Origin of the sequence: Streptomyces sp. NPDC058401, assembly GCF_042722885.1 — a bacterium.
GTDB lineage: Bacteria > Actinomycetota > Actinomycetes > Streptomycetales > Streptomycetaceae > Streptomyces.
This window is the reverse complement of record NZ_JBHXKA010000055.1, coordinates 12,870-36,602: the sequence shown is the minus strand read 5'-3', so window position 1 is coordinate 36,602 and position 23,733 is coordinate 12,870. Positions and strand designations below refer to the sequence as shown.

Sequence of the window (23,733 nt, the reverse complement as noted above, 5' to 3'; positions counted from 1 at the left end):
GCTCGTTGTTGTGGTTCGTTGACCGTTCAACACGAAGGCAGGCGAGTCCATATGACCGACATCGACTGGGACAACCCGATCGACCCCAAGCCGGGCTGGACCCTTGATCACGTCAAGCTCTACGTCGGTTCGGGCGGGACCGAGGGGCAGTACTGGAACAACACCCAGACCCTGCTGCTCACCACCATCGGCCGCAAGTCCGGGAAGCCGGTGCGGACCCCGCTCATCTACGGCGAGGACGACGGGCGCTACCTCATCGTCGCCTCCAAGGGCGGCGACCCCGCGGACCCGCTCTGGTACCGGAACCTCAGCGAGCACCCCGAGGTCCGGGTGCAGGTCGGCCCCAAGGTCACGCAGGGCGTCGCGCGGACGGCCACGCCCGAGGAGCGCGCCGCGTTCTGGCCATTGATGGTGAAGCACTGGCCCTCGTACGACGAGTACCAGACCAAGACCAGCCGGGAGATCCCGATCGTCGTGATCGACCCCGTCGGCTGACACCGGCCCCGTTGACCGACGGGGCGCCGGGGCGCCGGGGCGCGTCAGTGCCCCAGCACCGCCATCGCCGCGTTGTGGCCGGGTACCCCGCTGACGCCGCCGCCGCGGACCGCCCCCGCGCCGCACAGCAGTACGTTGCGGTGGGCGGTCTCCACGCCCCACCGGCCGCCGCCCCCAGCGGAGTCCGCGTACGGCCAGGACAGGTCCCGGTGGAAGATGTGGCCGCCGGGCAGGCGCAGTTCGCGCTCCAGGTCGAGCGGGGTCTTGGCCTCGATGCACGGGCGGCCGTCGGCGTCGAAGGCCAGGCAGTCGGTGAGCGGTTCGGCCAGGTGGGTGTCGAGCTGGGCGAGGGTGGCCGTGAGGAGCACCTCGCGCGCCCCCTGGTTGTCCTTTTCGAACAGCCGCGCCGGGGCGTGCAGTCCGAAGAGGGTCAGGGTCTGGTAGCCCTGCTCCGCCAGCTCGGGGCCCAGGATCGTCGGATCCGTCAGCGAGTGGCAGTAGATCTCCGAGGGCGGTACGGAGGGCAGTTCACCGGCGGCCGCCTCCGCGTGGGCCCGGGCGAGCTGCTCGTACCCCTCCGCGATGTGGAAGGTGCCGCCGAAGGCCTCGCGCGGGTCCACGGAGGTGTCCCGCAGCCGGGGCAGGCGGTTCAGCAGCATGTTGACCTTGAGCTGGGCGCCCTCGGGGGCCGGCTGCGCCGGTTCCTCCCCGAGGAGTTCGGCCAGCGTCCGCGGCGAGGCGTTGACGAGCACCACCCGGCCGGCGACCCGGCCCTCGCCCGTCGCCGTACGGAAGGTCACCTCGGCCGGGGCGGTCGTGCCGTCCGTGTCGATGCGCAGCGCCTCGTGCCCGGTGGCGATCTCCGCCCCGGCGGCCAGCGCGGAGGCGGCGAGGGCGTCGGTGAGCGCGCCCATGCCGCCGACGGGGACGTCCCAGTCGCCGGTGCCGCCGCCGATGACGTGGTAGAGGAAGCAGCGGTTCTGGGCCAGGCCCGGGTCGTGGGCGTCGGCGAAGGTGCCGATCAGGGCGTCGGTGAGGACCACCCCGCGCACCAGGTCGTCGGCGAACTCCCGCTCGACGGCCCGGCCGATCGGCTCCTCGAACAGCATCCGCCAGGCCGCCTCGTCGTCGAGCCGCGCCCGCAGCTCGGCGCGCGTGGGCAGCGGTTCGGTCAGCGTCGGGAAGAGCCGTTCGGCGGCCCGCCCGGTGGTCCCGTAGAAGGCGCGCCAGCTCTCGTACTCGCGGTCCGAGCCGGTCAGCCGCGCGAAGGACTCCCGGGTGCGCGCCTCGCCGCCGCCGACGAGGAGTCCGCCGGGGCGTCCGGAGCGCTCGACGGGGGTGTACGAGGAGACCGTGCGCCTGCGCACCGCGAAGTCCAGCCCCAGCTCGCGCACGATCTTCGCCGGGAGCAGCGAGACGAGGTAGGAGTAGCGGGAGAGGCGGGCGTCTACGCCCGGGAACGGCCGGGTGGACACGGCGGCCCCGCCGGTGCGGGCGAGCCGCTCCAGGACCAGGACCGATCGGCCGGCCCGGGCCAGGTAGGCGGCGGCGACGAGGCCGTTGTGGCCCCCGCCCACGATCACCGCGTCGTACACGTCGTGCCCGAAGCCCCGCGAGGTCGTCATGGCTCTTGGTAACACACCTGGCCCAGCCGCTCCAGACAGTGCGCCTCGTCGGCGTGGGCGGCGACCGTGTCCGGATGGCCGTCGCCGAGCGAGCGTTCGCGGATGCCGGAGAGGTCCCGGTAGACCGGCAGCGCCTGGTCCCAGCGTCCCAGCCGGCCGAGCCCGACGGCGAGTTCGCGGCGGCTGACCAGGGTGTCGGGGTGTTCGGCGCCGAGGGTGCGGGCCCGTGCCTCGCCCACCTCCCGGGCTTCGGCGACCGCTTCCTCCCAGCGCTCCAGGCGCCCGAGGTTCACCCCGAGGACGTGCCGGGCCCGCAGGGTCTCCGGGTCGGCGGCCCCGTAGGCGCGGGTGCGGTCGCGGACCAGGTCCCGGAACAGGTCCAGGGCCTCGGCCGAGCGCCCGGTCCGGCCGAGCGCGATCCCGGCCTCGTAGCGCGCGGCCAGGGTGTCGGGGTGGTCGCGGCCGAGCACCCGCTCCCGTACGGCGGCGATGTGCCGGAAGGCCTCCAGGGCTTCCTCCCAGCGTTCCAGGCGGCCCAGCGCGTACGCCACCTCGTACCGGGTCAGCAGCGTGTCCGCGTGCTCCGCACCCAGGACGGCCGCCCGGTCGGCGGCCACCTCGGCGGCGGCGGCGTGGGCCTCGGCGAAGCGGCCGAGGGCGCCCAGCGCGCAGGCCAGGTTGTGCCGGCAGCGCAGTGCGTCGGGGTGGATCCGGCCCACGGTCCGCTCCCGGGCGGCGAGCACCGCGCGGTAGCCCTCGTACGCCTCCTGGTGGCGGCCGAGCAGGCCCGTCTCGTACGCCGCCTCCTGCCGCGCGGCCAGGGTGTCCGGGTGGTCGGCTCCGAGCACCCGGGCGCGTCCTTCGGCGACGGCCGCGTACCCGGCGAGGGCCTCTTCGGTTCGGCCGGCCCGGCTGAGGGCGAAGGCCCGCGTATGGCCGGCGTCGAGCGCGGCCGGGCTCGTGGGGGCGGGGCGGGGGCCGTGCGGGAACCCGTAGGCGGCGGTGAGCCGGGGGTCCTCGGCCGGACGGGGGCGTAGGACGGTCGGCGCGGGTGCGGCGGCGGACGCGGAGGCGGAAGTATGCGCAGGCGGGGGAACGGTGCCGGAGGCGGCCCCGGCGGCCGTCCGCTGCTCCCCGCTCGTGCGGGCGGCGGTCCAGGACCCGGTGAGCACGGCCCACTCCCCGCTAGCGGGGCGGGCCTCGAGGCCCGCCCGGCGTCCGGCGGTCATCCCGCCGGCCCACGCGGGCAGCGGCGGGTGCGCTCCGGTCGCCGCCCCGGGGCCGAGCCGGGCCTCGACGAGCTGCCGGTGCAGGTGGCGGGCGTCGCCCGGCCGGTCCTCCGGGCACTTGGCGAGCAGGTCGAGCACCAGCCGCTCGAAGGAGGCGGGCAGTTCGGGGCGGTGCTCGCGCAGCGGCACGGGCGCGGTGTCGCGGTGGCCGACCAGTACGGACCAGGAGTCGCCGAGGTCGAAGGGCGGGGCTCCGGTGGCGATCTCGTACAGGACGCAGCCGAGGGAGTAGAGGTCGCTGCGGTGGTCCACCTCGCCGCCCGCGATCTGCTCGGGCGACATGTAGTGCGGGGTGCCCATGGCCATGCCGCCGCCGGTGAGCTTGGCGGTGAAACCGATGTCGGCGGCCAGCCGGGCGATGCCGAAGTCGCAGATCTTCACCGTGCCGTCGGTGAGCCGCATGATGTTGGCGGGCTTCAGGTCGCGGTGGACCACGCCCTGGTCGTGGGTGTAGCCGAGGGCGGCCGCCATCTGCTCGGCGATGTCGACGACCACGTCCACGGGGAGCGGGCGCGCGTCGTTGTCCTCCAGGAGCTGGCTGAGATTGCGGCCTTCGAGGAGCTCCATGACGAGGTAGAGGGGACCGCCGGCCGCGCTGTCGTCGCCGAAGTCGTGGACGACGGTGACGCCGCGGTGCTGGAGGGAGGCGGCGACGCGCGCCTCGCGGCGGAACCGCTCGCGCAGCACCTGGGTGAAGTGGGTGTCCTGCTCGGGCCCGATGGGCTTGAGGCATTTGACGGCGACCTGCCGGCCCAGCGACTCGTCGCGGGCCCGCCACACCTCGCCCATGCCGCCGCGGCCGATGAGATCGAGCGACCGGTACCGGCCGTGGATCAGTCTGGACTCCGCCATGTCTTGAAGTCGCCCCCGTGTGTCGTGCTACGCCCTCCCCGGCCGGTCCAGTATGGCCGCTGATGTACGCAGTGTGTACGGCGCGGGGCGGCTCCCGGGGCCCATGCGGCGCATCGCTTTCAAGATGTGACCTGGAGGCAGCTGCCAGCGCAGACCTGCGGGAATGCTGCGCAGCAGGGTACCGGTGAGGCGCAGGCGGCGGGTAACGCTGCGCGGGGCCGGTGCGGGGCGGCCGTACAGCTGGTGCGCCCAGCCCGGGAGGGATCCGTAGGCGAGGGCGGCGAGCGGGCGCCACGCCAGGTTTCGGCCAGGGACGAGGAGGGGGTGGATGGGCGGGGCGCACAGGAAGGCATCGACGGCGCGGGCGTCGGGTCCGGCGGCGAGTTCGGGGCGGATCCGCTCGAAGTAGGCGGCGAGGGACGCGGTGTCTCCCGGTACCCCGGACGGGTCGAGGCCGACGAGGCGCGCGTTGACGCGGTTTTCGGCCACGTAGCGGTCCGCCTGGGCGGGGGTGAGCGGGACCCCGGAGCGGCGCAGGACGTGCAGGAAGCTGTCGATCTGGGCGCAGTGGATCCAGAGCAGCAGCTCGGGTTCGTCCACGCGGAACCGGGTGCCGGTGGCCGGATCCGTCGCCGACAGCATGGTGTGGATCTTGCGGACGCGGGCTCCGGCCCGCTCGGCGGCCTCGGTGGTGCCGTAGGTGACGGTGCCGACGAAGTCGGCGGTGCGCAGCAGGCGCCCCCAGGCGTCGCCCCCGCCGTTCTCCCCGCTGAAGGCGGAGCTGTTCTCCATGACCCCGCGGACCGCGCGCGGGTGCAGGGCCTGGAGGTAGAGCGCGCGGACCCCGGCGATCCACATGACCGGGTCGCCGTGGCACTGCCAGGTCACGGAGCCGGGGCCGTAGAGCCCCGGATCGGGGCGTGCGTTCTCGTCCATGTCCGGCTCCTCCCCCGTCGCCCGCCCCGGTACGCCGGGCCGGCCGGGCGGGCCTCGTTCTGGACCTGATGGGCCCTTCCAGCATTCCACCGAACAGCCGCCCGCACGCACGTGCGCCACACTAGGCTTTCCCGTCGGCGGACCGCACCCGCCTCCCCTCGGGACGCGGAGGCACGGTCATGCGTACGGGAAGCACGGGACGTACGGGATCTACCGGATCCACGGAGAGTGCGGGATCCACGGCACGTACGGGGGCCACGGGACGTACGGGGTCCACGGAAAGTGCGGGACAGCTCGAAGGGCAGGTCGCCGTCGTCACCGGCGGTTCGGCCGGCATCGGTCTGGCGACGGCCCGGCGCTTCGTGGCGGAGGGCGCCCGGGTCTTCGTCACCGGCAGGCGGCCGGCGGAACTGGCCGCGGCGGTCCGCGAGCTCGGCCCGGGGGCCGTGGCCGTCCGCGGTGACGCCGCCGACGTCGCGGACCTGGACCGGCTCTACGCTGCCGTCGCCGCCGCGGGCTGCGAGGCGATCGACGTGCTGGTGGTGAACGCGGGCGGCGGCCCGCCCGGCGGCTTCGCCGAGTTCACCGAGGAGCAGTTCGACGCCACCTCGGACCTCAATTTCCGGGGCGCCTTCTTCACCGTCCAACGGGCCCTGCCGCTGCTCCGCGACGGCGCCTCGGTCGTCCTGCTGGGCTCGGTCGCCGGTTCCTCGGCGTCCACGCGGTACGGGGTGTACGCCGCCACGAAGGCGGCCGTACGGTCCCTCGCGCGCAGCCTTGCCCTGGAGCTCGCGGGGCGCGCGATCCGGGTCAACACCCTCAGCCCCGGCCCGATCGACACCCCGGCCCTGGCCGGCGCCCCCGCCGAGGTACGCGAACGGGCGACGGCCGGGGTCCCGCTCGGCCGGGCCGGACGCCCCGAGGAGGTGGCCGCGGCGGCCCTGTTCCTCGCCTCGCGGGAGAGCAGCTTCATCACCGGGATCGAACTCTGCGTGGACGGCGGGGCGGGCCAGGTCTGAGCTCCGGCGGTGTGCCGGAGCCGGGTGCGGCGGCTTCTCAGCCGGCGGCCGGTGCCGACGCGGATGCCGCTGCCGGTGCCGGTGTGAATTCCACGCGCAGGGACTTCGGTCCGCGGGTGAAGACGCCCTCGGCGGCCGGGTCGTACCCGGCCGCCGGCCGCAGGCCGGGCATCGCGTCGAGGAGCTGGTCGACGGCGATCTCCACCTCGGTCTTGGCCAGCAGCGCACCGACGCAGAAGTGCCGTCCGAGCGCGAACGCCAGGTGGTCCGCGGCAGCCGAGAAGGCGTTGGTCGCCGTCAGGTCGTCGCGGAAGAGGTCGAAGGCGTCGGGGTCCTTGTAGCGGCCGGGGTCACGGTTGGCCGCGCCGATCAGGCAGGTCACGGTGGATCCGGCCGGGATGGTGCCGCCGCTCACGGTCACGTCGGCGGCGGTCTGCCGCATGATCATCTGGACCGGCGGGGTGTGCCGCAGGGTCTCCGCGAAGGCACGGTCGATCAGTCCGCGGTCGCGCCGTACGGCGGCGAGCTGGTCGGGGTTGGCCAGGAGGTTCGCGAAGAGGCCCGCCACGGCCTTGTCGGTGGTTTCGGCGCCGGCCGTGAGGAGGAGGCTGCAGAAGGCCTTGATGTCCTCGTCGCTCATGCTGACCCCGTCGACCTCCGCCGTGCAGAGCGCGGACAGCAGGTCGTCCCCGAGGTTCTCCCGCCGGTTCCTGATGACCGGCAGCATGTAGGCGGCGAACTCGGCCTGGGCGCGCGCGCCTTCGGCCGCCTGTTCCGGGTCCCCGGACAGATTGCCGGTGAACGCCACGAAGGCCCGGTACCAGCCGCCGAGGGCCTGCTGACCGGAGCGGTCCAGTCCGAACATGTCGGCGATGACCGAGATGGGGAAGAGGGAGGCGAACCCGCTCACCAGGTCGACGGACCCGGAGTCGCGGAAGGCGGCGATCAGTTCGCGGGCGTTGCGCTCGATGATCGGGACGACCTGGTCCCGGAGCGCGTTGCCGCGGAAGGCCGGGGCGACCAGGGCGCGGCGCGACGCGTGTTCGCGGCCGCTCATCTGGATGAGGGTCCTGCCGTGCACGGGCTCGGCCTGCCACGCGTAGTTGTCCGTGGTGAAGAGCCCCTCCTTGTCCTTGAATGCCCGCGAGACGTCCTCGTAGCGCGAGAGCAGCCAACTCTGCGTCCCCTTGTGCCAGAAGAGCGGCGCCTCCTCCCGCAGGGCCCGGTAGACCGGATAGGGATTCTCCGCGAACTCCTGCGAGAGGATGTCCGGGATCTCGTGCGCGGCGGTCATGGTGTTCCCCCATCGGCTCGGCCTGGCGGCTGTCCTGAGGTGCCACGGCCCCCGTCGGTGCGGGGAACCGGTCGTGCTGCCACAACGCTCTGTGCGTACGCCTTCCAGGAAACCGCACACCGTCCGAGGCCGCCAGGCCTTGAAGTGCCGCGGGCCGGGGCGGTCTTGGCCGCCCCGGCTCGCGTTCACCCGCCCGGTCGCTCGAAACGGCGCACGAAGCGGCGTACGAAGCGGGCGCCGCAGCCGGGACACTCGTCGGTCACCACGTCCACCGTGCCCGTGGAACAGTCGTCCGCGCGTACGCGGTCGCTGATCCACGGGCCCTGCGCCCCGCACTCGGGGCACACGGGCGCGGACAGGTCCGCCGCCCGGCTCACCACTGCCTCCCGGCTCACCGCCTCCCGCCCGTGCCCGAGCCCATGCCCGAGCCCGAGCCCGCTCCCAGGCCCGCGAGACCCGCCAGGGCCGGCAGCACCAGCCACAGCTGCTCCTGCGCGACCGGCGAGGTCACCAGGACGACGCCCAGCACCAGAACGGCCAGGAAGGCCACGCTCAGGCGCCTCAGATCGATCTTCAGTTCCATCAGCACGTCCGTCTCCTCTGCTCCGCGTCCGCCGACTCCACGGCCTGTTCCGAGTGTGCGAGCGGCTCCGCACCCCGGCAATGGCCACGGGCTTTCACCGACAAACCGCGCCAATGCCACCCGCCGACTGGTGAACTTCCGTGACACCAACGGACAATGACGGTCCCTCAGTAGCGTTTCGCGTCACCCTCGGGAGTTGACACATGACCGACCGGCCGAAGCACCCGGAGCAGCTCGCCTTCGCCGCCGAACTGCGCGAGCTGCGCCGCTCGGCCCCCAGGAAGCCGACGGAGGAGGCGCTGGCCCGCGCGGTGGGGTGCGCCCGGAGCACGGTGTCCGCCTTCCTGAACGGCCACCGCTTCCCCTCCTGGGAAAGCGCCTCGGGTCTGGTCAAGGCGTGCGGCGGCGACCCGGCCGGCTGGCACGAGCGCTGGCTGCGGGCATCGCGCGCGATCGAGGAGCGCAAGAAGGACCGGGCCGCGGAGCCGGACCAGGACCCGGAGGTCTCGCCCCTGGCCCCCGACGCGGTGGGGGGCGCCCTGCTGGCCGCGCACTGGTACCGGGACAACCGCGAGTTCTACGAGGCTGCGCGCGCCTGCGTGCTCAAGGCCCGGTCCGAGATCCGGGTGACGTACACGCGCCGCTATCCGCCCAGCCAGTACACGACCCCGGCCTCGGCGGAGTACTTCCGGGCCGTCCTGGACTGGGCGGAGGCGAGCAGCGAGGACGAGCGGAGCGTGCGGCGGATCATCGGCATGCCGGAGCACGACGGGATCGCGGACCCGGACATGCTCGCCTGGGCCCGCGGACACCACGAGGACAGTCGGCACATCCTCAACTACGAGGCGAACGTGCTGCGCTGGCCGGCCGCCGCCGACGGCCTGAACATGGCGCTGATCGACGACAGCGTCGTCTTCCTTGCCTTCTCCGGCGGTCCGCGCCAGCGCCTGAACGGTTTCCGGGTGGAGGATCCCGTCTTCATGAACTACTTCTCGGCCTACTTCGACCAGCTCTGGGCCGCCCTCCCCCCGCTCTCCGCCTACCTCGCCAACGGCCGGGGCTGACCCGCCCTCACAGCAGGGCCGTGGCCGTCCAGGCGGTCACGACCGCCGCGAGGAAGAGCCCGGCGTTGAGGGCGATCTGCCGGTCCCCGCGGCGCAGGTGGACGGCGGTCGCGGCGATCTGCAGGACGGCGAACCCGATCGCCGCGGCCAGGGCGAGCCAGGGCGCGGTGCCGGTCAGCGGCGGCAGGACCAGCCCGATCGCGCCGAGCACTTCGATCACGCCGATGGCCCGGACGGCCGGCATCGGGGTGCTGTCCACCCAGGCCATCATCGGCAGGAGCTGCTCACGGCTGCGCACCACCTTCACTCCGCCCCCGTAGAGGTAGAACAGGGCGAGCAGGCCGGCGAGGATCCAGTACGCGTTCTTCATGCGTCGAGTCCACCGCCGGGGGCGCCCCGCTGTCCAAGACCCGTTCCGTGAGCTCGATACCCCACGGGTATCGTGAGGTCATGGAACTACGCACGCTGCGCTATTTCGTGGCGGTGGCCGAGGAGCTCCACTTCGGCCGGGCCGCCGCCCGGCTGCACATGAGCCAGCCGCCGCTGAGCCGGGCGATCAAGCACCTGGAAACCGAGTTCGGCGCCGTGCTGTTCGACCGGTCCTCCGCCGGTGTCGCGCTCACCCCTGTGGGGGCGGTGCTGCTGGACGAGGCCCGTGACCTGCTCGGCCGGGCCGACCGGGTGCGCGGGCGCGTGGCCGCGGCGGCCGGTACCGCGATGCTGACCGTCGGCGTACTGGGCGACAGCACGGACCCGGCCGCGGCGCGGCTGGCCGACGACTACCGGCGGCTGCACCCGCACGTCGAGGTCCGCGTCCGGGAGACCGACCTGACCGATCCCACCTGCGGGCTGCACGCCGGACGGGTGGACGTGGCGCTGACCCGCGCGCCGTTCGACGAGACCGGCCTGTCCGTGCACGTGGTGCGCGCCGACCCGGTGGGGGCGCTGCTGCGCGCCGATGATCCCCTGGCCCGCCGCGGCAGCCTGACCCTGGCCGACCTGGCCGACCGCCACTGGTTCCGGTTCCCGGAGGGAACCGATCCGCTCTGGCAGAGCTACTGGAACGGCGGCGAGCCCCGCCGGGGTCCGGTGGTGCGCGCCGTCCAGGAGTGCCGGCAGGCGGTTCTCTGGAACGGCACGGTCGGCATGACGATCCTGGCCCACCGGCCCGGAGAGGGCCTCACCGTGGTACCGCTGACCGACATGCCGCCGAGCCGGGTCGTGGTCGCGTGGAAGGAGGGCGACACGAACCCTCTGATCCGCTCGTTCGTCCGGACCGCCACCACCGCGTACCGCGACTGACCGGCGGCGCCTCCTCGCCTCAACGGCCCTCGCTTCAGCGGCTCTTGCCTCAGCGGCGGACCCTCGGCATGCCCAGGCCGATCCACGAGATGATCTCGCGCTGGATCTCGTTGTTGCCGCCGCCGAAGGTGAAGATGACCGCGCTGCGGTAGCCGCGCTCCAGTTCGCCGTGCAGGACCGCGCCCGCGGAACCGTCCTTGAGCGAGCCGGCCGCGCCGACCACCTCCATCAGCCAGGCGTACGCGTCCCTGCGCGCCTCGGAGCCGTAGACCTTGACGGCGGAGGCGTCCTGCGGGGTGAGGTTGCCGTCCTGGACGGCGTTGACCATCTGCCAGTTCAGCAGCTTCATCGCGTCGAGGCGGGCGTGGGTGCGGGCGAGGCGGCCGCGGACCCAGGAGAGGTCGATGACCCGGCGGCCGTCGGCGAGCTTGGTCTCGGCGGCCCAGCGCTGGACGTCGTGCAGGGCGCGGATGGCCATGGTGCCGTGGGCGGCGAGGGTGACGCGCTCGTGGTTGAGCTGGTTGGTGATCAGCCGCCAGCCCTTGTTCTCCTGGCCCACGCGGCGGTTCGCCGGCACGCGGATGTTCTCGTAGTAGCTGGCGGTGGTGTCGTGCGAGGCCAGGGTGTTGATGAGGGTGCAGGAGTAGCCGGGGTCCGAGGTCGGCACGAGGAGCATGGTGATGCCCTTGTGCGCGGGCGCGTCCGGGTCGGTGCGGACGGCGAGCCAGACCCAGTCGGCGGTGTCGCCGTTGGTGGTCCAGATCTTCTGCCCGTCCACCACGTAGGTACCGGTCTCCTCGTCGCCCTCCCGGACCGCCTTGCACTTGAGGGCGGCGAGGTCGGTGCCGGCGTCGGGCTCGCTGTAGCCGATGGCGAAGTCGATCTCCCCGGCGAGGATCTTGGGCAGGAAGTACGCCTTCTGCTCGTCGGTGCCGAACTGCATGATGGTCGGCCCGACGGTGTTGAGCGCCATCAGCGGCAGCGGTACGACGGCCTGTGCGGCCTCGTCGAAGAAGATGAACTGGTCCATGGGCGACATCCCGCGCCCGCCGTACTCCTTGGGCCAGCCGACCCCGAGCCAGCCGTCGGCCCCGAGCCTGCGGATGGTCTCCCGGTAGAAGCGCTTCTGCTCGGCCGGGTCCTCGTACCGGGCGTAGACGTCCGCGGGGACCAGCTCGGCGAAGTAGGCGCGCAGCTCGGTGCGCAACCGCTGCTGCTCAGGCGTGTATTCGAGGTGCACGGCCCCTCCGGGTCTCTCGTGGCTCAGGTCGCGCGGCCGTCCGCCGCCGCCGCTGCGGGGGCAGACTAGAACCTGTTCCAACAATCCGGAAGGGTCAGCGGGCGATCACCCCGATTCCGTCCTGCCCGGGCCGGATCAGGACCTTGATGTGCTCCTCGGGCCGCCGCAGGGAGGCGAAGGCCTCGTCCAGCCCGCCGAAGCCGGCTTCTCCCGTGACCAGGGACGCGGGGTCGATGCGGCCGTCGGCGAGGCGGGCGAGGGTGGCCCCGAACTCCTCGGGCGGGTAGGTCAGGCACATGCGGATCGTGACGTCCTTGTAGATGCCGACCACCGGCCGGATCACGTCCTCGGTCATCACCCCGCCGATCTGCAGGATCTCGGTGCCGCGCGGGACGGTGTGCAGGAGCCGGTTCAGCATGCCGGGTACGCCCACGCAGTTCACGACCACGGTGGGGCGCGGCCGGGCTCCGGCCAGTTCCGCGCAGAGGCGTACGGGGTCCTGCCCGGCCGGGTCCACCACCGCGTGCGCGCCGAGCCGGGCTGCGGCGGCCCGCCGCAGCGGCGACGGGTCGGAGGCCACCACCGGTCCGGCGCCGCGCTCGACCAGTGCGGCGACGGCCCCGAGGCCGACCGGGCCGCAGCCGATGACCACGGCCGGGGTGTCCTTCCCGGCCGCGCTCCGGGCGATGTTGCCGAAACCCACGGCCAGCGGCTCGGTGAGGGCGGCGAGAGCCAGGTCCAGGGACGGCGGGACGGGCAGCAGTGCCTGCGCCTGTACGACGATCCGTTCGCCGAATCCGCCGGGGAAGGCATTGCTGTAGCCCACGGTGCGCACGACCCCGCCCGGGTCGACCGCCCAGGGCAGGCCGACGACCCCGGTGCCCGGTTCGGGACCGGTCGCGCCGGGCCCGTAGGAGAGGACCCGGCCGGAGAACTCGTGGCCCATCACCAGCGGCCGGTCCGGGTCGAAGAGGAAGCTGGTGGTGCCGCTGTCCCGGGAGGCCCGGAGGAACTCCGCGGTGTGCGCGACCGCGCTCAGGTCGGAGCCGCAGATCCCGCAGGCGGCGGTCTCCACGAGCGCCTGCCCGGGGCCGGGCACCGGATCCGGGTGCTCCCGTACGCGGAACCGGCCGTCTTCGAGCACCGCGGCCCTCAACGGACCTCCCCCTTGCGGGCGATGGCCTCCGCGGTGGACCGGCGCATGGCCCCGATGAACCGTTCGCTGTTGCGCCCGGCCCACTCCAGGCTGGCGCGGCGCGCTTCGGTGTGGCCGGTGAGCCGGGGGACGACCCGCTCGGCGAAGAGCTCCAGGCTGCGCAGGGCGGCCGCGGGCTCGGCGAGGTCCAGCCGGAGGATGAGGAAGGTCCCGAACCCGCCCGTTTTCTCGGCGAGTTCCCCGATCCGCTGTACGGCGTCCTCGGAGGTCCCGATGACGGCCCGGCCGAAAGTGGGCAGACCTTCGGTGGTCCACCGCTCGACGGCCCCGGCCGCAGTGGCGCAGCCGTCCAGGCGGCTGCCGCTCAGCTTCTCGATGTAGTCCACGATGTCCGGGGTGCCGTACTCGGCTTCGCGCAGGGCCTGTTCGCGGGTCTCGGCGAGGTGCACCGGGGTGACCAGCCGCCAGGTCGAGCGGTCGGCAGTGCGGCCGGCTTCGCCGCAGGCCCGCTCGTGGGCGGCCCAGTTGGCGTCGAGCACCGCGTACCCGGCGGGGTCGGCCGCGGCGAGCGAGAGCATCCCGACTCCGTGGCGTCCCGCGAGCACCGCCCCGGTCGGCGATACGGCGGAGGCGACGGCGACCTCCAGTTCCCGGCCCCGGTAGGGCCCGAGCTGGAGCCGCGCCTCCTCCAGGGCGAACCAGTCGGTGGCGGCCGTGACGGTCTCCCCGCGCAGCAGCCGCACGATCGCGTCGAGCGAGTCGGCCGTCATGGCGCGGGAGTCGAGCGGGTCGATGCCCATCATGAAGGCGTCGGAGGGCAATTGGCCCGGTCCGACGCCGAGCATGGCGCGCCCCCGGGACTGCTGGTCGAGCTGGCAGATCCGGTCGGCGAGGATCAGCGGCTGGTGGTAGGGGAGGGAGTTGACCCCGGTTCCGAGCATGATCCGGCCGGTGCGTTCGGCCGCCGCGGCGAGGAACACCTCGGGCGAGGCGATGATCTCGTACCCGGCGGAGTGGTGTTCACCGGCCCACAGCTCCTCGTAGCCGAGCCGGTCCAGGTCGGCGGCGAGGTCGAGGTCCCGGCGCAGCTGGAGCGCAGGGTCCCCGTCGGGCCGGTGGTAGGGGGCGAGGAACACCCCGAAGCGGTGCGGGAGATACGGCTGCGAATGCTGCTGCGGCATGTGCGGTGGCCTTCCCTCGGCGGCGCCTGCTCTGCTCGGCATCCGACGAAACACCGCCCGGGCCGCAGCTTCAATGCCGCCGCGGCCGTCCTCCCACTGAGCGGGAGGATTCCCGCGGGCCGCCGCCCAGCCGTAACAGCTCAGCCGTAGTCGCCCACCTGCAACCGCTCAGCTGTAGAGGAACACGTAGTCGAAGTAGACGAGGTCGCGGATGCCGTCGAAGCGGAAGGTGCCCGACGGGATCACGTTCAGACCCTCCTCCAGGGCGACCTTGTCGTAGGTCTGGCTCTGCTTCCAGGCCGCGCTGGAGGGAACGTACGGCTTCAGCGGGGCGGGCAGCCCGGCCAGGGACCCGACCTCGAAGTGGTGGGCGGGATCGCGCATGATGCGGTTCGCCGTGCCCTGCTTGAGGTGGGCGACCCCGACGAGGCGCATCCGGGAATCCGGGCTCGGAACCGACCGGTCGTTGCCGGTCTCGGACAAGGGCGTGCCGTTGGAGTAGCCCAGCCAGTGCGCGTCGGACACGTCGCCCAGCGCGGTCCAGAAACGCCGGTTGAGCGGCGCCACATCGGTGCGGACCTTCTCCGCCTCTTCTCCCTCGGGCCACATCGAGTAGCCGAGGCCCGCCGCGCCGAGCAGCAGCGGGGCCCCCAGTCCCAGAAGAAGCCGCCGTCTGCTGCTGAGGCCCCGCTGTGCGTCCACTCAGTCCCCCCGATACCCGTTCCGGTCAGTTCAGGGCGCTGATCATAGCGGCGGCCGTCGCCGTCATCGCCTCCCTTGCAGCGGTCAAATACGGGCGGGGATCCGCGGGGGTCAGATGGGTGCGGATGGCCTCGGTCATCGCCACGTTCAGCGCCGTTCCGATGTTGACCTTGCGGATGCCGCCGGCGACGGCCGCGGCGAGTTCCGCGTCCGGCAGACCGGAGGATCCGTGGAGCACCAGGGGCACGTCGACCGTCTTGGCGAGGCGGCCGAGCAGCACGTGGTCCAGGGCCGCGGTCCGGCTGGTCATGGCGTGGCTGCTGCCGATGGCGACGGCCAGCGCGTCCACTCCGGAGTCGGCGACGAACCGCCGCGCCTCGTCGGGATCGGTACGGGCGCCGGGTGCGTGCGGGTCCAGCGGCGCGGCCCCGTTCTTCCCGCCGACCTCGCCCAGTTCGGCTTCGATCCAGAGGCCGTTGACGTGCGCCCAGTCGGCGGCGGAGCGGGTGGCCTCCAGGTTCTCGGCGTAGGAGAGGTGCGCGGCGTCGTACATGACCGAGCTGAATCCGGCGTCCACGGCCTGCCGCAGCAGTTCGGAACTCTTGACGTGGTCCAGGTGCAGCCCGACCGGGACCCCGGCGGCCTCGGCGACGGCCACGGCCGCGCGGCTGATCGGCAGCAGCGCCCCGCCGCGGAACTTGACGGCGTTCTCGCTGAGCTGGAGCATCACGGGCAGTCCGGCCGCCTCGGCGCCCGCGACGACCGCTTCGGCGTGCTCCAGCGTGATGATGTTGAAGGCGGCGACGGCGCGGCCCTGGGCGGCGGCCTCCAGGACGAGCCGGCCGGCGGGGACGAGGGTCATCGGACCGCCTCTTCGCCCGTGGTGAGGATGACGGACCGGGTCAGGTTGCGCGGCGCGTCCGGGTCCAGCCCCTGGTGGGCGGCGACCGCGATGGCCAGCCGGTGCACCCGGACCAGCTCGGCGAGCGGGTCGAGGTGCCCGGCCACCCACTGGGCTCCGGTCCCCCGGACCTGTTCGGCGAGCCCCTCGGGGGCGTCGCCGAGCGACCAGGTGGCGGTGCCGGGCGCCGAGACGCTGATGGGGCCGTGCCGGTACTCCATGGCCGGGTAGGACTCGGCCCAGGCCAGGGCGGCTTCGCGCATCTTCAGGGCGGCCTCGTTGGCCAGCCCCACGCTCCAGCCCCGCCCGAGGAAGGTGAACTGCCCCCGGGTCTCCAGCTCCGCGGGGAGCGGTTCGGCGAGCGCGGCGCGCGCGTCGGCGACGACGGACGGGCTGTGCAGGCCCACGTGGGCGCGCAGCAGGGTGAGGGCGGTGGTGGCGAAGCGGGTCTGCACGACGGACTGCTCGTCGGCGAAGTCGAGGACGACGAGCGCGTCGGCGAGGGTGATGACCGGGGTGGCGGGGTCGCCGATGACGGCGGTGGTGGGCACATTGGCGTCCCGCAGCCCGGCGAGCAGGTCGAGGACCTCGGTGGTGGTCCCGGAGCGGGTCAGCGCGACGACCCGGTCGTAGCGCCGGTGGCGGGGGAACTCCGAGGCGGGGAAGGCGTCGGTCTCGCCCTGCCCCGCTTCCTCGCGCAACACGGCGGCGGCCTGGGCCATGTAGTACGAGGTCCCGCAGCCGACGATCGCGGTACGCTCCCCCGGCCGCGGCAGTACCGCCCGGTGTTCCGGGGCCAGTTCGGCGGCCCGCTCCCAGCATGCGGGCTGTGTGCCCAACTCGTACGCGACATGGCTCATGACGGCTCCCTAGCGCGGTGCGTGCTCCCTGAATGCGTGTTCCTGCAAGATACTGCGGAGTTTCACGCAACTTCAAGCATCTCAGGGATGATCCCCTGCGTTAATCTCGACGTGTAGGCCAACAGGGAGCGCCGAAGCGAACGGCGACGCGAGGATCGAAGACACGACCGGAAGGCTGGCCGATGACCCGCAAGGAACGCTGGCAGACACTGCTGGACCTGCTGGTGGAGCGGGGCGAGCTGGAAGTGGAACCCGCCGCAGAGGCCCTCGGCGTGTCCGCCGCCACCATCCGGCGCGACCTCGACCAGCTCGCCGAGCAGCAGCTGCTGGTCCGCACGCGCGGCGGAGCGGTCCTGCACGGGGTCTCGTACGAACTCCCGCTGCGCTACCGCACCTCGCGCCGGGCCGCCGAGAAGAGCCGCATCAGCGAGACCGTCGCGGCCCTGATCGTCCCGGGCGAGGTGATCGGCCTGACCGGCGGCACCACGACCACCGAGGTGGCGCGCGCACTGGCCGCCCGCCCCGACCTCGCCACCGGCTCCCCCGCCCTCACCGTGGTCACCAACGCACTGAACATCGCGGGAGAGCTGGTCATCAGACCGCAGTTCAAGATCGTACTCACCGGCGGCGTGGCCCGGCCCCAGTCCTACGAGCTCACCGGCCCGCTCGCCATGGAGGTGCTCGGGCAGCTCTCCGTGGACACCGCCGTCGTCGGCGTGGACGCCTTCGACCCGGCCGACGGGGCCGCCACCCGGCACGAGGACGAGGCTGCCATGAACCGGCTGCTCTGCGAACGCGCCCGCCGCGTGGTGATCGCCGCCGACTCCAGCAAGCTGGGCGTGCGCGCCTTCGCCCGCATCGTCGCCACCGACGCCGTGGACGTCCTGGTGACGGACACCGGCCTGTCCCCGTCGGTGGCCGAGGCCTTCGAGGCGGCGGGCGTGGAGATCATCCGCGCCTGAGCGCACGGCGGGGGCGGGGCCGGGGGCCGAGGGGCAGCCGCCCCGGCGCGGCGTCCTAGACTCCCCGGATGGCAGACGATCTCCTCCGGCTCACCGTCCTGGGCAGCGCCACGCCCTACCCGTCCGCCGACAATCCCTGCTCCGGCTACCTGCTCGAAGGCGGCGGCGCCCGGGTCTGGGTCGACGCGGGCAGCGGAACCCTCGGGCCGCTGCAACGGCACGTCGGCCTGGGCGAGTTGGATGCGATATGGATCTCGCACCTGCACGCCGACCACACCGCCGACCTGCTGACCGCGTACTACGGCCTGCTGTACGCCGACGTACGAAGGCCCGCCCCGCTCCCCCTCTACGGGCCGCCCGGCATCGCCGACCGGCTGGCGGGGTTCCTCACCAACGGCCCGGACCGCAGCCCGGTCGAGGCCGCCTTCGAGATCCACGAGCTGTACGACGGCCACCACGCCCGGGCCGGAGCGCTCGCCCTCACCAGCCGGGCGGTGCCCCACGGCATGCCCGCCTTCGCGCTGCGCGCCGAGTGGGGCGGCCGCTCCCTCGTGTACTCCGGGGACACCGCGCCCTGCCCGGCCCTGACCCGGTTCGCCAAAGACTGCACGCTCCTGCTCTGCGAGGCCGACAGCTCCGCGCACCCGGCCGGCACCGAACCCGTCCACCACACCCCCGAGGAGGCCGGCGACACCGCCCGCGCGGCCCGCGCCCGGCGGCTGGTCGTCACGCACGTCGGCCGCGGCATGGACCCGGCCGAGGCAGTGGCCCGCGCCGCCGCCCGCTACCCCGGACCGGTCGACCACGCCGCACCGGGCACGGTGTTCCTGGCCGGGTAGGCCGTCAGTGCGCCGGGAGCCGGCCCGCCTCGCGGGCCAGGGCCGCCAGGACCGGGGCGATCAGCGGATGCGTCTCGGCGCCGCGCCGGGTGGCGGCGAAGACCCGCCGGGTCGCCGCCGGGCCGGTCACCGGGCGGACCTGGACCTCCTTGAGCTCCATGCCGCGCAGCGCCGAACGAGGCACCAGGGCCACCCCGGCGCCCGCGCCGACCAGGGCGACCACGGCCCGGAAGTCGTCGGAGGAGTGCACCAGCCGGGGCTGGAAACCGGCGAGTTCGCAGGCGAGCTGCATCACGTCGTGGCAGGGGTTGCCGGGGTACTGGCCCACCCAGTCCGCGTCCGAGAGGCCGTCCAGCGGCACCTCGGGCAGATCGCCGAGGGGGTGCCCGGCGGGCAGGACCGCGTCGAAGGGTTCCGCGTACAGCGGGAGCACGGACAGCCGCCCGTCGCCGGCGCCGGGGGCGCCCCGGTACTCGACGGCCAGGGCCACGTCCGCCTCGCCGTCGAGCAGCAGCAGCAGGCTCTGGTCACCCTCCGCGTCGCGTACGCGCAGCCGGATCCCGGGGTGGTCGACGGCCAGCCGGGCGATGGCCGGGGCCAGCACCTCCGCGATGCCGGTGGCGAAGGCCGCCACGGTGACGGCGCCCGCCGAACCGCCCGCGTAGGCGGCGAGTTCGGCCTCGGCCCGCTCCAGCTGCGCCAGGACCTCGTGGGCGTGCCCGAGCAGGATCTCGCCGGCCGCGGTGAGGCGCACGCCCCGGCCGCTGCGGGTCAGCAGGGCGTGCCCGGTCTCCTGCTCCAGCGCCGCGAGCTGCTGGGACACGGCGGAGGGCGTGAGGTACAGGGCTGCGGCCGCGGCGGTCACCGTACGGTGGTCCGCGACGGCCCGCAGGATGCGCAGCCTCCGGGGGTCGATCACGGTGCCATTCTCGCAGCCCGCGGGGCCGGTGCCGGGCGCCGGCGTGAACCGGGTCGGGGGTCACGCCCTCCGGGCGGGGGTGCTGTCCCCTACCCGCCCTTCGCCCGTTCCCCGGGGCTGCGCCCCGGACCCCCCTGGGGCTCAGCCCCCGGCAGCGGCGCCGCGCCCTGTGAGCGGGGCCCTAGCTCAGTTCTCGGCGCCCGACAGGGCCCCCCGCGCGTCGATGAAGGCCGCGATCGCGCGTTCCACGTCGGCCGTCGAGTGCGCGGCCGAGAGCTGGACGCGGATGCGGGCCGCCCCCATCGGGACGACCGGGTAGGAGAAGCCGATCACGTAGACCCCGCGCTCCAGCAGGAGTTCCGCCATCCGGGCCGCCTCCGCCGCGTCGCCGATCATCACCGGGGCGATGGCGTGGTCGCCGGGCAGGATCTCGAAGCCGGCCTCGGTCATCTTCGTGCGGAACAGCGCGGTGTTGGCGGCGAGCCGCTCGCGCAGGTCGTCGGCCGACTCCAGCAGGTCGAGGACCTTGAGGGAGGCCGCCGCGATGACCGGGGCGAGGGAGTTGGAGAAGAGGTACGGGCGCGAGCGCTGGCGCAGCAGCTCGACGATCTCGGTGCGCGCCGCGACGTAGCCGCCGGATGCTCCGCCCAGGGCCTTGCCGAGGGTGCCGGTGATGATGTCCACGCGGTCCATGACCCCGTGCAGTTCCGGGGTGCCGCGGCCGCCGGGGCCGACGAAGCCGACCGCGTGCGAGTCGTCGACCATGACCATGGCGTCGTAGCGCTCCGCGAGGTCGCAGATCTCGGCGAGCGGGGCGACGTAGCCGTCCATCGAGAACACGCCGTCGGTGACGATCAGCTTGCGGCGGGCGCCGCCCTCGGTGGCCTCCTTGAGCCGGGTCTCCAGCTCCGCCATGTCGCGGTTGGCGTAGCGGAAGCGGCGGGCCTTGGAGAGGCGGATGCCGTCGATGATCGAGGCGTGGTTGAGGGCGTCGGAGATCACCGCGTCCTCGGCGCCGAGGATGGTCTCGAAGACTCCGCCGTTGGCGTCGAAGCAGGAGGAGTAGAGGATCGTGTCCTCCTGGCCGAGGAAGGCGGAGAGCCGCGCCTCCAGCTCCTTGTGCACCTCCTGCGTACCGCAGATGAAGCGCACGGAGGCCATGCCGTAGCCCCAGCGGTCCAGGGCCTCCTTCGCCGCGGTGACCACCTCGGGGTGGTCCGCGAGACCGAGGTAGTTGTTGGCGCAGAAGTTGAGGACCTCACCCGCGGCGCCGCCCGAGGTCACGGCGACGGCGGCGTTCTGCGGGGTGCCGATGACGCGCTCGGGCTTGTGGAGACCCGCGGCGCGGATCTCGTCGAGGGTCGTACGGAGGTCCGCGCGGACGGTCTCGAACATGTGCGGTGCTCTCTTTCTCCTGGTGCGGCGGAGGGAGGGGGGGCCGGGCCCCGCGGAGGGGGGAGGGTGGTGCGGGGCCCGGCCGGAGGGAAATGGTCTGTGGGGCTGGACGCCCGGGCGGCTGCGCCCGGGCCGGTGCGCCGGGGCGGCTGCGTCCGGAGCGCTACGCCTGGGTCCAGTCCAGGATGATCTTGCCGCTGCGGGCGGTCGCGGCCTCGTCGAACGCGGCCTCGAAGTCCCCGTACGCGTACCGGCCGGTGATGACGGGGCTGAGGTCGAGCCCGCCCTCCAGCAGCACGGTCATCGCGTACCAGGTCTCGAACATCTCGCGGCCGTAGATGCCCTTGATCGTGATCATCGAGGTGACGACCTTGGACCAGTCGACGGCGAACTCCTGCGCCGGCAGGCCCAGCATGGCGATCCGGCCGCCGTGCGTCATGTTGTCGATCATGTCGCGCATGGCCTCGCCGCGGCCGGACATCTCCAGGCCGATGTCGAAGCCCTCGCGCAGCCCGAGCTGGGCCTGCGCGTCGGCGATCGTCGCCTTCGAGACGTCGAGCGCGAGCGTGGCGCCCGCCTTGCGGGCGATCTCCAGGCGCTCCGGGCTGACGTCGGTGATCACGACGTTGCGGGCACCCGCGTGCCGGGCCACGGCCGCCGCCATGATGCCGATCGGGCCCGCGCCGGTGATCAGCACGTCCTCGCCGACCAGCGGGAAGGAGAGCGCGGTGTGCACGGCGTTGCCGAACGGGTCGAAGATCGCCGCGACGTCGAGGTCGACCTTGGCCCGGTGCACCCACACGTTCTGCGCGGGCAGCACCACGTACTCGGCGAAGGCGCCGTCGCGGCCGACCCCGAGCCCGATCGTGCTGCGGCACAGGTGGCGGCGGCCGGCCAGGCAGTTGCGGCACTTCCCGCAGACCAGGTGGCCCTCGCCGCTGACCAGCGCGCCGACCTCGATGTCCTCGTGGACGTCCGCGCCGAGCGCGGCCACCTCACCGACGAACTCGTGGCCGAGCACGAGGGGGGTCTTGACGGCGCCCTGCGCCCAGCCGTCCCAGGAACGGATGTGCAGGTCGGTCCCGCAGATACCGGTCCGCAGCACCTTGATCAGCACGTCGCCGGGGCCGTATTCGGGCTCGGGAACGTCCATCAGCCACAGCCCGGGCTCGGCCTTGTGCTTGACGAGTGCCTTCATGGGGTGGCTCCAGGCATGCGGAAGGAAGCGCTACGGGGCGTGCGGGCCGGGCAGCGTTCGGACGGCACCAATCTGCCGACCTGCGGGTGATCAGTCCATCGAGGATTTCTTAAGCGGGTCCACAGCCCAGCTTCACGCCTATGCTCCTCAGGTGACGGGCAGGGTCCGGGGAGTGGTCCGGGCCGGGTTTGGGGAGGTGAGGGGCGTGCCGAGTCTGCGCAGCAGGGCGCTTTCGGTCGCGCTGATCGCGGCGGGTCGGCGAAGACGGTTCGGGAGCGCCGAGGCGGTCCGTACCCGGGTGGCGGAATCGATGCGGCGCCCGGCGTCGCACCTTCCGCCGCGTTCGCTGGGGCGGGTGGCGGAGGTCTCGCGGACCTTCGTCGGGGCCTGGCCGGTGTACGAGGTCTCGCCGCTCGGCGTGGAACCGGCCGCCCGGGTGCTGTACGTGCACGGCGGCGGGTACATCAACGAACTGGTCCGGGCGCACTGGTCGCTGATCCGGACCCTGGTCACGCAGGCGCAGGCCCGGGTGGTCGTGCCGGCGTACATCCTGGCCCCGCGCGGAACCGCCGACCGGACCGTCCCGGTCGCCGCCGACCTGCTCAGCGGCCTGATCGCGAGCGGGGGCGCGGGCGGCACGGTGCTCCTCGGGGATTCGGCCGGCGCCGGGCTGGCGCTGGCCGCGGCCCAGCGGCTGCGCGACCGCAACGGGGCGCAGCCGTCCCGGATCGTGCTGATCTCGCCCTGGCTCGACGTGTCCATGAGCCATCCCGGCCAGGCGGCCATCGAGGCGGGCGACCCGATGCTGGCCCGGCCCGGCCTGCGCGAGGCCGGCCGGCTGTACGCGGGCAATCTGGCGGCCGACGATCCCCGGGTGAGCCCGCTGCACGGCTCGTTCGAGGGGCTGGCCCCGCTGACGGTGTTCACGGGCACCCGGGACGTCCTGTCGACCGACAGCCGCGAGCTGCTGAACCGGGCGCGGGCGGCCGGCGCCGAGGTGGAGTTCATCGAGGAGCCGGGGCTGCCGCACGTCTACCCGCTGCTGCCGCTCCCGGAGGGCAGGGCGGCCCGCGACCGGATCGTGGAGCTGGTCCGCGCGGCGGCGGCGGAGTCCTGAGCCTCCGCCGCGGGCCGGTCGCGGGCGCGCAGGCCGCTCAGCCACGCATGCCACGTATGCCCCTCAGGCCACGCAGTTCATCAGGGAGCCGACGGGGGCCGTCCGGTAGCGGGCCCAGTAGGTCTCGTCCCGGGTCGCGCACGCGGGCGGGGTCCGGGTCGGCTGCCAGGTGACGGTGGCGAAGCCGGCGTCCGCGGCGGCCTCGGCGAAGTCGGCGTGGGCCCACTCCCGGCATTCGAACGGCACCGGCGGGTCGGTCTCCAGCCGGGCCCGCAGGAGGGGGGCGTCCCCGCCGGGCGAGCGCTCGACGACGCTGATCCCGTACGGCTCCCAGTCCGCGTAGGGGAAGGCCCCCGGGTTCGGCACGATGGCCAGGAGCCGCCCGCCGGGGCGCAGGTTGGCGCGCACGGCGCGGAACATGGTGTGCAGGGCGGTGCGGTCGTGGGCCTGGTTGAACAGGTACACGGCGGTGGCCAGGTCGAAGGGCCCGAGGGCCGGCAGGCCGGCCACCGCGTCCGCGACGACGTACTCGACTGCGTGCGCGAGATGTGCGCCCGTCTCCCGGGCCCGGCGGATGCGCTCGGGGCAGCTGTCGACGCCCACCGTCCGGCGGGCCCCGCCGCCGGCCAGCAGCCGGGTGGTGCTGCCGTGTCCGCAGGCCATGTCGAGGGTGTCCAGGCCGCGGACGCCGCCGAGGGCGTCCAGGGCCGTGCTCAGGGTGAAGGCATCGGCGACCGAGAAGGCCGGCGGGGGCGTTGACGTGTCGTACTGCTGTCGCATGCCCGCAAGCCTGCCCGTCCGCGG

24 protein-coding genes are annotated in these 23,733 nt (G+C 73.6%); 7 read left to right on the top strand and 17 right to left on the bottom strand.

What is annotated here, in order from left to right; genetic code table 11:
• Positions 1-51: 51 nt before the first annotated feature.
• Positions 52-495, top strand: coding sequence for a nitroreductase family deazaflavin-dependent oxidoreductase (locus tag ACFWNV_RS21160; RefSeq protein ID WP_383949133.1), 444 nt, complete (start codon positions 52-54; stop codon positions 493-495).
• A gap of 44 nt (positions 496-539) precedes the next feature.
• On the opposite strand, the gene ACFWNV_RS21155 is transcribed toward ACFWNV_RS21160, so the two are convergent.
• Genes ACFWNV_RS21155 through ACFWNV_RS21145 form a run of 3 tightly spaced genes read right to left on the bottom strand, consistent with a single transcriptional unit; the run spans position 540 to position 5,197 of the window.
• Positions 540-2,120, bottom strand: coding sequence for a phytoene desaturase family protein (locus ACFWNV_RS21155; RefSeq protein WP_383949130.1), 1,581 nt, complete (start codon positions 2,118-2,120; stop codon positions 540-542).
• Complete coding sequence (locus ACFWNV_RS21150; protein ID WP_383949127.1) at positions 2,117-4,261, bottom strand: tetratricopeptide repeat protein; 2,145 nt, start codon at positions 4,259-4,261, stop codon at positions 2,117-2,119. Before ACFWNV_RS21150 ends, ACFWNV_RS21155 begins: the two co-directional genes overlap by 4 nt.
• A 27-nt stretch (positions 4,262-4,288) precedes the next feature.
• Positions 4,289-5,197, bottom strand: a complete 909-nt coding sequence (locus tag ACFWNV_RS21145) for an oxygenase MpaB family protein (protein WP_383949125.1) — start codon at positions 5,195-5,197, stop codon at positions 4,289-4,291.
• Positions 5,198-5,376: 179 nt separating this feature from the next.
• On the opposite strand from ACFWNV_RS21145, the gene ACFWNV_RS21140 reads away from it, so the two are divergent.
• Positions 5,377-6,216 (top strand): SDR family oxidoreductase, encoded by an 840-nt coding sequence (locus ACFWNV_RS21140; protein WP_383949122.1) that lies wholly within the window; start codon positions 5,377-5,379, stop codon positions 6,214-6,216.
• A 37-nt stretch (positions 6,217-6,253) separates the two neighbouring features.
• Here ACFWNV_RS21140 and ACFWNV_RS21135 read toward each other — a convergent pair whose 3' ends face one another.
• From ACFWNV_RS21135 to ACFWNV_RS21125, 3 genes are all read right to left on the bottom strand, one after another.
• Positions 6,254-7,510, bottom strand: coding sequence for a cytochrome P450 (locus tag ACFWNV_RS21135; protein ID WP_383949120.1), 1,257 nt, complete (start codon positions 7,508-7,510; stop codon positions 6,254-6,256).
• 185 nt (positions 7,511-7,695) lie between these two features.
• Positions 7,696-7,905, bottom strand: a complete 210-nt coding sequence (locus ACFWNV_RS21130) for a hypothetical protein (RefSeq protein WP_383949117.1) — start codon at positions 7,903-7,905, stop codon at positions 7,696-7,698.
• Positions 7,902-8,099, bottom strand: coding sequence for a hypothetical protein (locus tag ACFWNV_RS21125; protein WP_383949114.1), 198 nt, complete (start codon positions 8,097-8,099; stop codon positions 7,902-7,904). The genes ACFWNV_RS21130 and ACFWNV_RS21125 overlap by 4 nt, the downstream gene beginning before the upstream one ends.
• A gap of 197 nt (positions 8,100-8,296) precedes the next feature.
• Here ACFWNV_RS21125 and ACFWNV_RS21120 point away from each other — a divergent pair, with 197 nt between their 5' ends.
• Positions 8,297-9,157, top strand: coding sequence for a helix-turn-helix domain-containing protein (locus ACFWNV_RS21120; RefSeq protein WP_383949111.1), 861 nt, complete (start codon positions 8,297-8,299; stop codon positions 9,155-9,157).
• Positions 9,158-9,164: 7 nt separating this feature from the next.
• Here ACFWNV_RS21120 and ACFWNV_RS21115 read toward each other — a convergent pair whose 3' ends face one another.
• Complete coding sequence (locus ACFWNV_RS21115) at positions 9,165-9,527, bottom strand: DoxX family protein (RefSeq protein ID WP_383949109.1); 363 nt, start codon at positions 9,525-9,527, stop codon at positions 9,165-9,167.
• 80 nt (positions 9,528-9,607) lie between these two features.
• Between ACFWNV_RS21115 and ACFWNV_RS21110 the strand changes: the two genes are divergently transcribed.
• Positions 9,608-10,459, top strand: a complete 852-nt coding sequence (locus ACFWNV_RS21110) for a LysR substrate-binding domain-containing protein (protein ID WP_383949106.1) — start codon at positions 9,608-9,610, stop codon at positions 10,457-10,459.
• A 49-nt stretch (positions 10,460-10,508) separates the two neighbouring features.
• Here ACFWNV_RS21110 and ACFWNV_RS21105 read toward each other — a convergent pair whose 3' ends face one another.
• The 6 genes from ACFWNV_RS21105 to ACFWNV_RS21080 all read right to left on the bottom strand — a co-directional run bounded on the left by ACFWNV_RS21105 (position 10,509) and on the right by ACFWNV_RS21080 (position 16,499).
• Positions 10,509-11,699 carry an acyl-CoA dehydrogenase family protein gene (locus ACFWNV_RS21105; protein ID WP_383949103.1) on the bottom strand — a complete coding sequence of 397 codons (1,191 nt, stop codon included), beginning with the start codon at positions 11,697-11,699 and terminating at the stop codon, positions 10,509-10,511.
• 94 nt (positions 11,700-11,793) lie between these two features.
• Positions 11,794-12,855, bottom strand: coding sequence for a zinc-binding dehydrogenase (locus tag ACFWNV_RS21100; protein ID WP_383949100.1), 1,062 nt, complete (start codon positions 12,853-12,855; stop codon positions 11,794-11,796).
• Positions 12,852-14,036, bottom strand: coding sequence for an LLM class flavin-dependent oxidoreductase (locus ACFWNV_RS21095; protein WP_383949097.1), 1,185 nt, complete (start codon positions 14,034-14,036; stop codon positions 12,852-12,854). The genes ACFWNV_RS21100 and ACFWNV_RS21095 overlap by 4 nt, the downstream gene beginning before the upstream one ends.
• Positions 14,037-14,204: 168 nt before the next feature.
• Positions 14,205-14,738 carry a hypothetical protein gene (locus ACFWNV_RS21090; RefSeq protein WP_383949094.1) on the bottom strand — a complete coding sequence of 178 codons (534 nt, stop codon included), beginning with the start codon at positions 14,736-14,738 and terminating at the stop codon, positions 14,205-14,207.
• Positions 14,739-14,763: 25 nt separating this feature from the next.
• Complete coding sequence (locus ACFWNV_RS21085; RefSeq protein ID WP_383949091.1) at positions 14,764-15,600, bottom strand: ketose-bisphosphate aldolase; 837 nt, start codon at positions 15,598-15,600, stop codon at positions 14,764-14,766.
• A complete protein-coding gene (locus tag ACFWNV_RS21080; RefSeq protein ID WP_383949088.1) occupies positions 15,597-16,499 on the bottom strand; it encodes an SIS domain-containing protein in 903 nt (300 codons plus the stop codon). Before ACFWNV_RS21080 ends, ACFWNV_RS21085 begins: the two co-directional genes overlap by 4 nt.
• A 182-nt stretch (positions 16,500-16,681) precedes the next feature.
• Here ACFWNV_RS21080 and ACFWNV_RS21075 point away from each other — a divergent pair, with 182 nt between their 5' ends.
• Positions 16,682-17,461 carry a DeoR/GlpR family DNA-binding transcription regulator gene (locus ACFWNV_RS21075; RefSeq protein WP_383949085.1) on the top strand — a complete coding sequence of 260 codons (780 nt, stop codon included), beginning with the start codon at positions 16,682-16,684 and terminating at the stop codon, positions 17,459-17,461.
• Between the two features lie 68 nt (positions 17,462-17,529).
• The gene (locus ACFWNV_RS21070; RefSeq protein ID WP_383949083.1) at positions 17,530-18,300 is read left to right on the top strand and encodes an MBL fold metallo-hydrolase; all 771 of its coding nucleotides are present in this window, start codon (positions 17,530-17,532) and stop codon (positions 18,298-18,300) included.
• Between the two features lie 4 nt (positions 18,301-18,304).
• Here ACFWNV_RS21070 and ACFWNV_RS21065 read toward each other — a convergent pair whose 3' ends face one another.
• The 3 genes from ACFWNV_RS21065 to tdh all read right to left on the bottom strand — a co-directional run bounded on the left by ACFWNV_RS21065 (position 18,305) and on the right by tdh (position 21,812).
• A complete protein-coding gene (locus tag ACFWNV_RS21065; RefSeq protein ID WP_383949081.1) occupies positions 18,305-19,219 on the bottom strand; it encodes a LysR substrate-binding domain-containing protein in 915 nt (304 codons plus the stop codon).
• Between the two features lie 186 nt (positions 19,220-19,405).
• Positions 19,406-20,614, bottom strand: coding sequence for a glycine C-acetyltransferase (locus tag ACFWNV_RS21060; RefSeq protein ID WP_383949078.1), 1,209 nt, complete (start codon positions 20,612-20,614; stop codon positions 19,406-19,408).
• Positions 20,615-20,777: 163 nt separating this feature from the next.
• Positions 20,778-21,812 carry an L-threonine 3-dehydrogenase gene (tdh, locus tag ACFWNV_RS21055; RefSeq protein ID WP_383949075.1) on the bottom strand — a complete coding sequence of 345 codons (1,035 nt, stop codon included), beginning with the start codon at positions 21,810-21,812 and terminating at the stop codon, positions 20,778-20,780.
• A gap of 205 nt (positions 21,813-22,017) precedes the next feature.
• On the opposite strand from tdh, the gene ACFWNV_RS21050 reads away from it, so the two are divergent.
• On the top strand, positions 22,018-22,929 hold the full coding sequence (locus ACFWNV_RS21050; protein ID WP_383949072.1) for an alpha/beta hydrolase fold domain-containing protein: 912 nt from the start codon (positions 22,018-22,020) through the stop codon (positions 22,927-22,929).
• Positions 22,930-22,992: 63 nt separating this feature from the next.
• Here ACFWNV_RS21050 and ACFWNV_RS21045 read toward each other — a convergent pair whose 3' ends face one another.
• A complete protein-coding gene (locus tag ACFWNV_RS21045; RefSeq protein ID WP_383949069.1) occupies positions 22,993-23,709 on the bottom strand; it encodes a class I SAM-dependent methyltransferase in 717 nt (238 codons plus the stop codon).
• Between the last annotated feature and the right edge of the window lie 24 nt (positions 23,710-23,733).

Bases quoted from the DNA above. Each gene is read 5' to 3' on its own strand.
- ACFWNV_RS21160 (WP_383949133.1), top strand. From the start codon at position 52: ATGACCGACATCGACTGGGACAACCCGATCGACCCCAAGCCGGGCTGG.
- ACFWNV_RS21155 (WP_383949130.1), bottom strand. From the start codon at position 2,120: ATGACGACCTCGCGGGGCTTCGGGCACGACGTGTACGACGCGGTGATC.
- ACFWNV_RS21150 (WP_383949127.1), bottom strand. From the start codon at position 4,261: ATGGCGGAGTCCAGACTGATCCACGGCCGGTACCGGTCGCTCGATCTC.
- ACFWNV_RS21145 (WP_383949125.1), bottom strand. From the start codon at position 5,197: ATGGACGAGAACGCACGCCCCGATCCGGGGCTCTACGGCCCCGGCTCC.
- ACFWNV_RS21140 (WP_383949122.1), top strand. From the start codon at position 5,377: ATGCGTACGGGAAGCACGGGACGTACGGGATCTACCGGATCCACGGAG.
- ACFWNV_RS21135 (WP_383949120.1), bottom strand. From the start codon at position 7,510: ATGACCGCCGCGCACGAGATCCCGGACATCCTCTCGCAGGAGTTCGCG.
- ACFWNV_RS21120 (WP_383949111.1), top strand. From the start codon at position 8,297: ATGACCGACCGGCCGAAGCACCCGGAGCAGCTCGCCTTCGCCGCCGAA.
- ACFWNV_RS21115 (WP_383949109.1), bottom strand. From the start codon at position 9,527: ATGAAGAACGCGTACTGGATCCTCGCCGGCCTGCTCGCCCTGTTCTAC.
- ACFWNV_RS21110 (WP_383949106.1), top strand. From the start codon at position 9,608: ATGGAACTACGCACGCTGCGCTATTTCGTGGCGGTGGCCGAGGAGCTC.
- ACFWNV_RS21095 (WP_383949097.1), bottom strand. From the start codon at position 14,036: ATGCCGCAGCAGCATTCGCAGCCGTATCTCCCGCACCGCTTCGGGGTG.
- ACFWNV_RS21085 (WP_383949091.1), bottom strand. From the start codon at position 15,600: ATGACCCTCGTCCCCGCCGGCCGGCTCGTCCTGGAGGCCGCCGCCCAG.
- ACFWNV_RS21080 (WP_383949088.1), bottom strand. From the start codon at position 16,499: ATGAGCCATGTCGCGTACGAGTTGGGCACACAGCCCGCATGCTGGGAG.
- ACFWNV_RS21075 (WP_383949085.1), top strand. From the start codon at position 16,682: ATGACCCGCAAGGAACGCTGGCAGACACTGCTGGACCTGCTGGTGGAG.
- ACFWNV_RS21070 (WP_383949083.1), top strand. From the start codon at position 17,530: ATGGCAGACGATCTCCTCCGGCTCACCGTCCTGGGCAGCGCCACGCCC.
- ACFWNV_RS21060 (WP_383949078.1), bottom strand. From the start codon at position 20,614: ATGTTCGAGACCGTCCGCGCGGACCTCCGTACGACCCTCGACGAGATC.
- tdh (WP_383949075.1), bottom strand. From the start codon at position 21,812: ATGAAGGCACTCGTCAAGCACAAGGCCGAGCCCGGGCTGTGGCTGATG.
- ACFWNV_RS21045 (WP_383949069.1), bottom strand. From the start codon at position 23,709: ATGCGACAGCAGTACGACACGTCAACGCCCCCGCCGGCCTTCTCGGTC.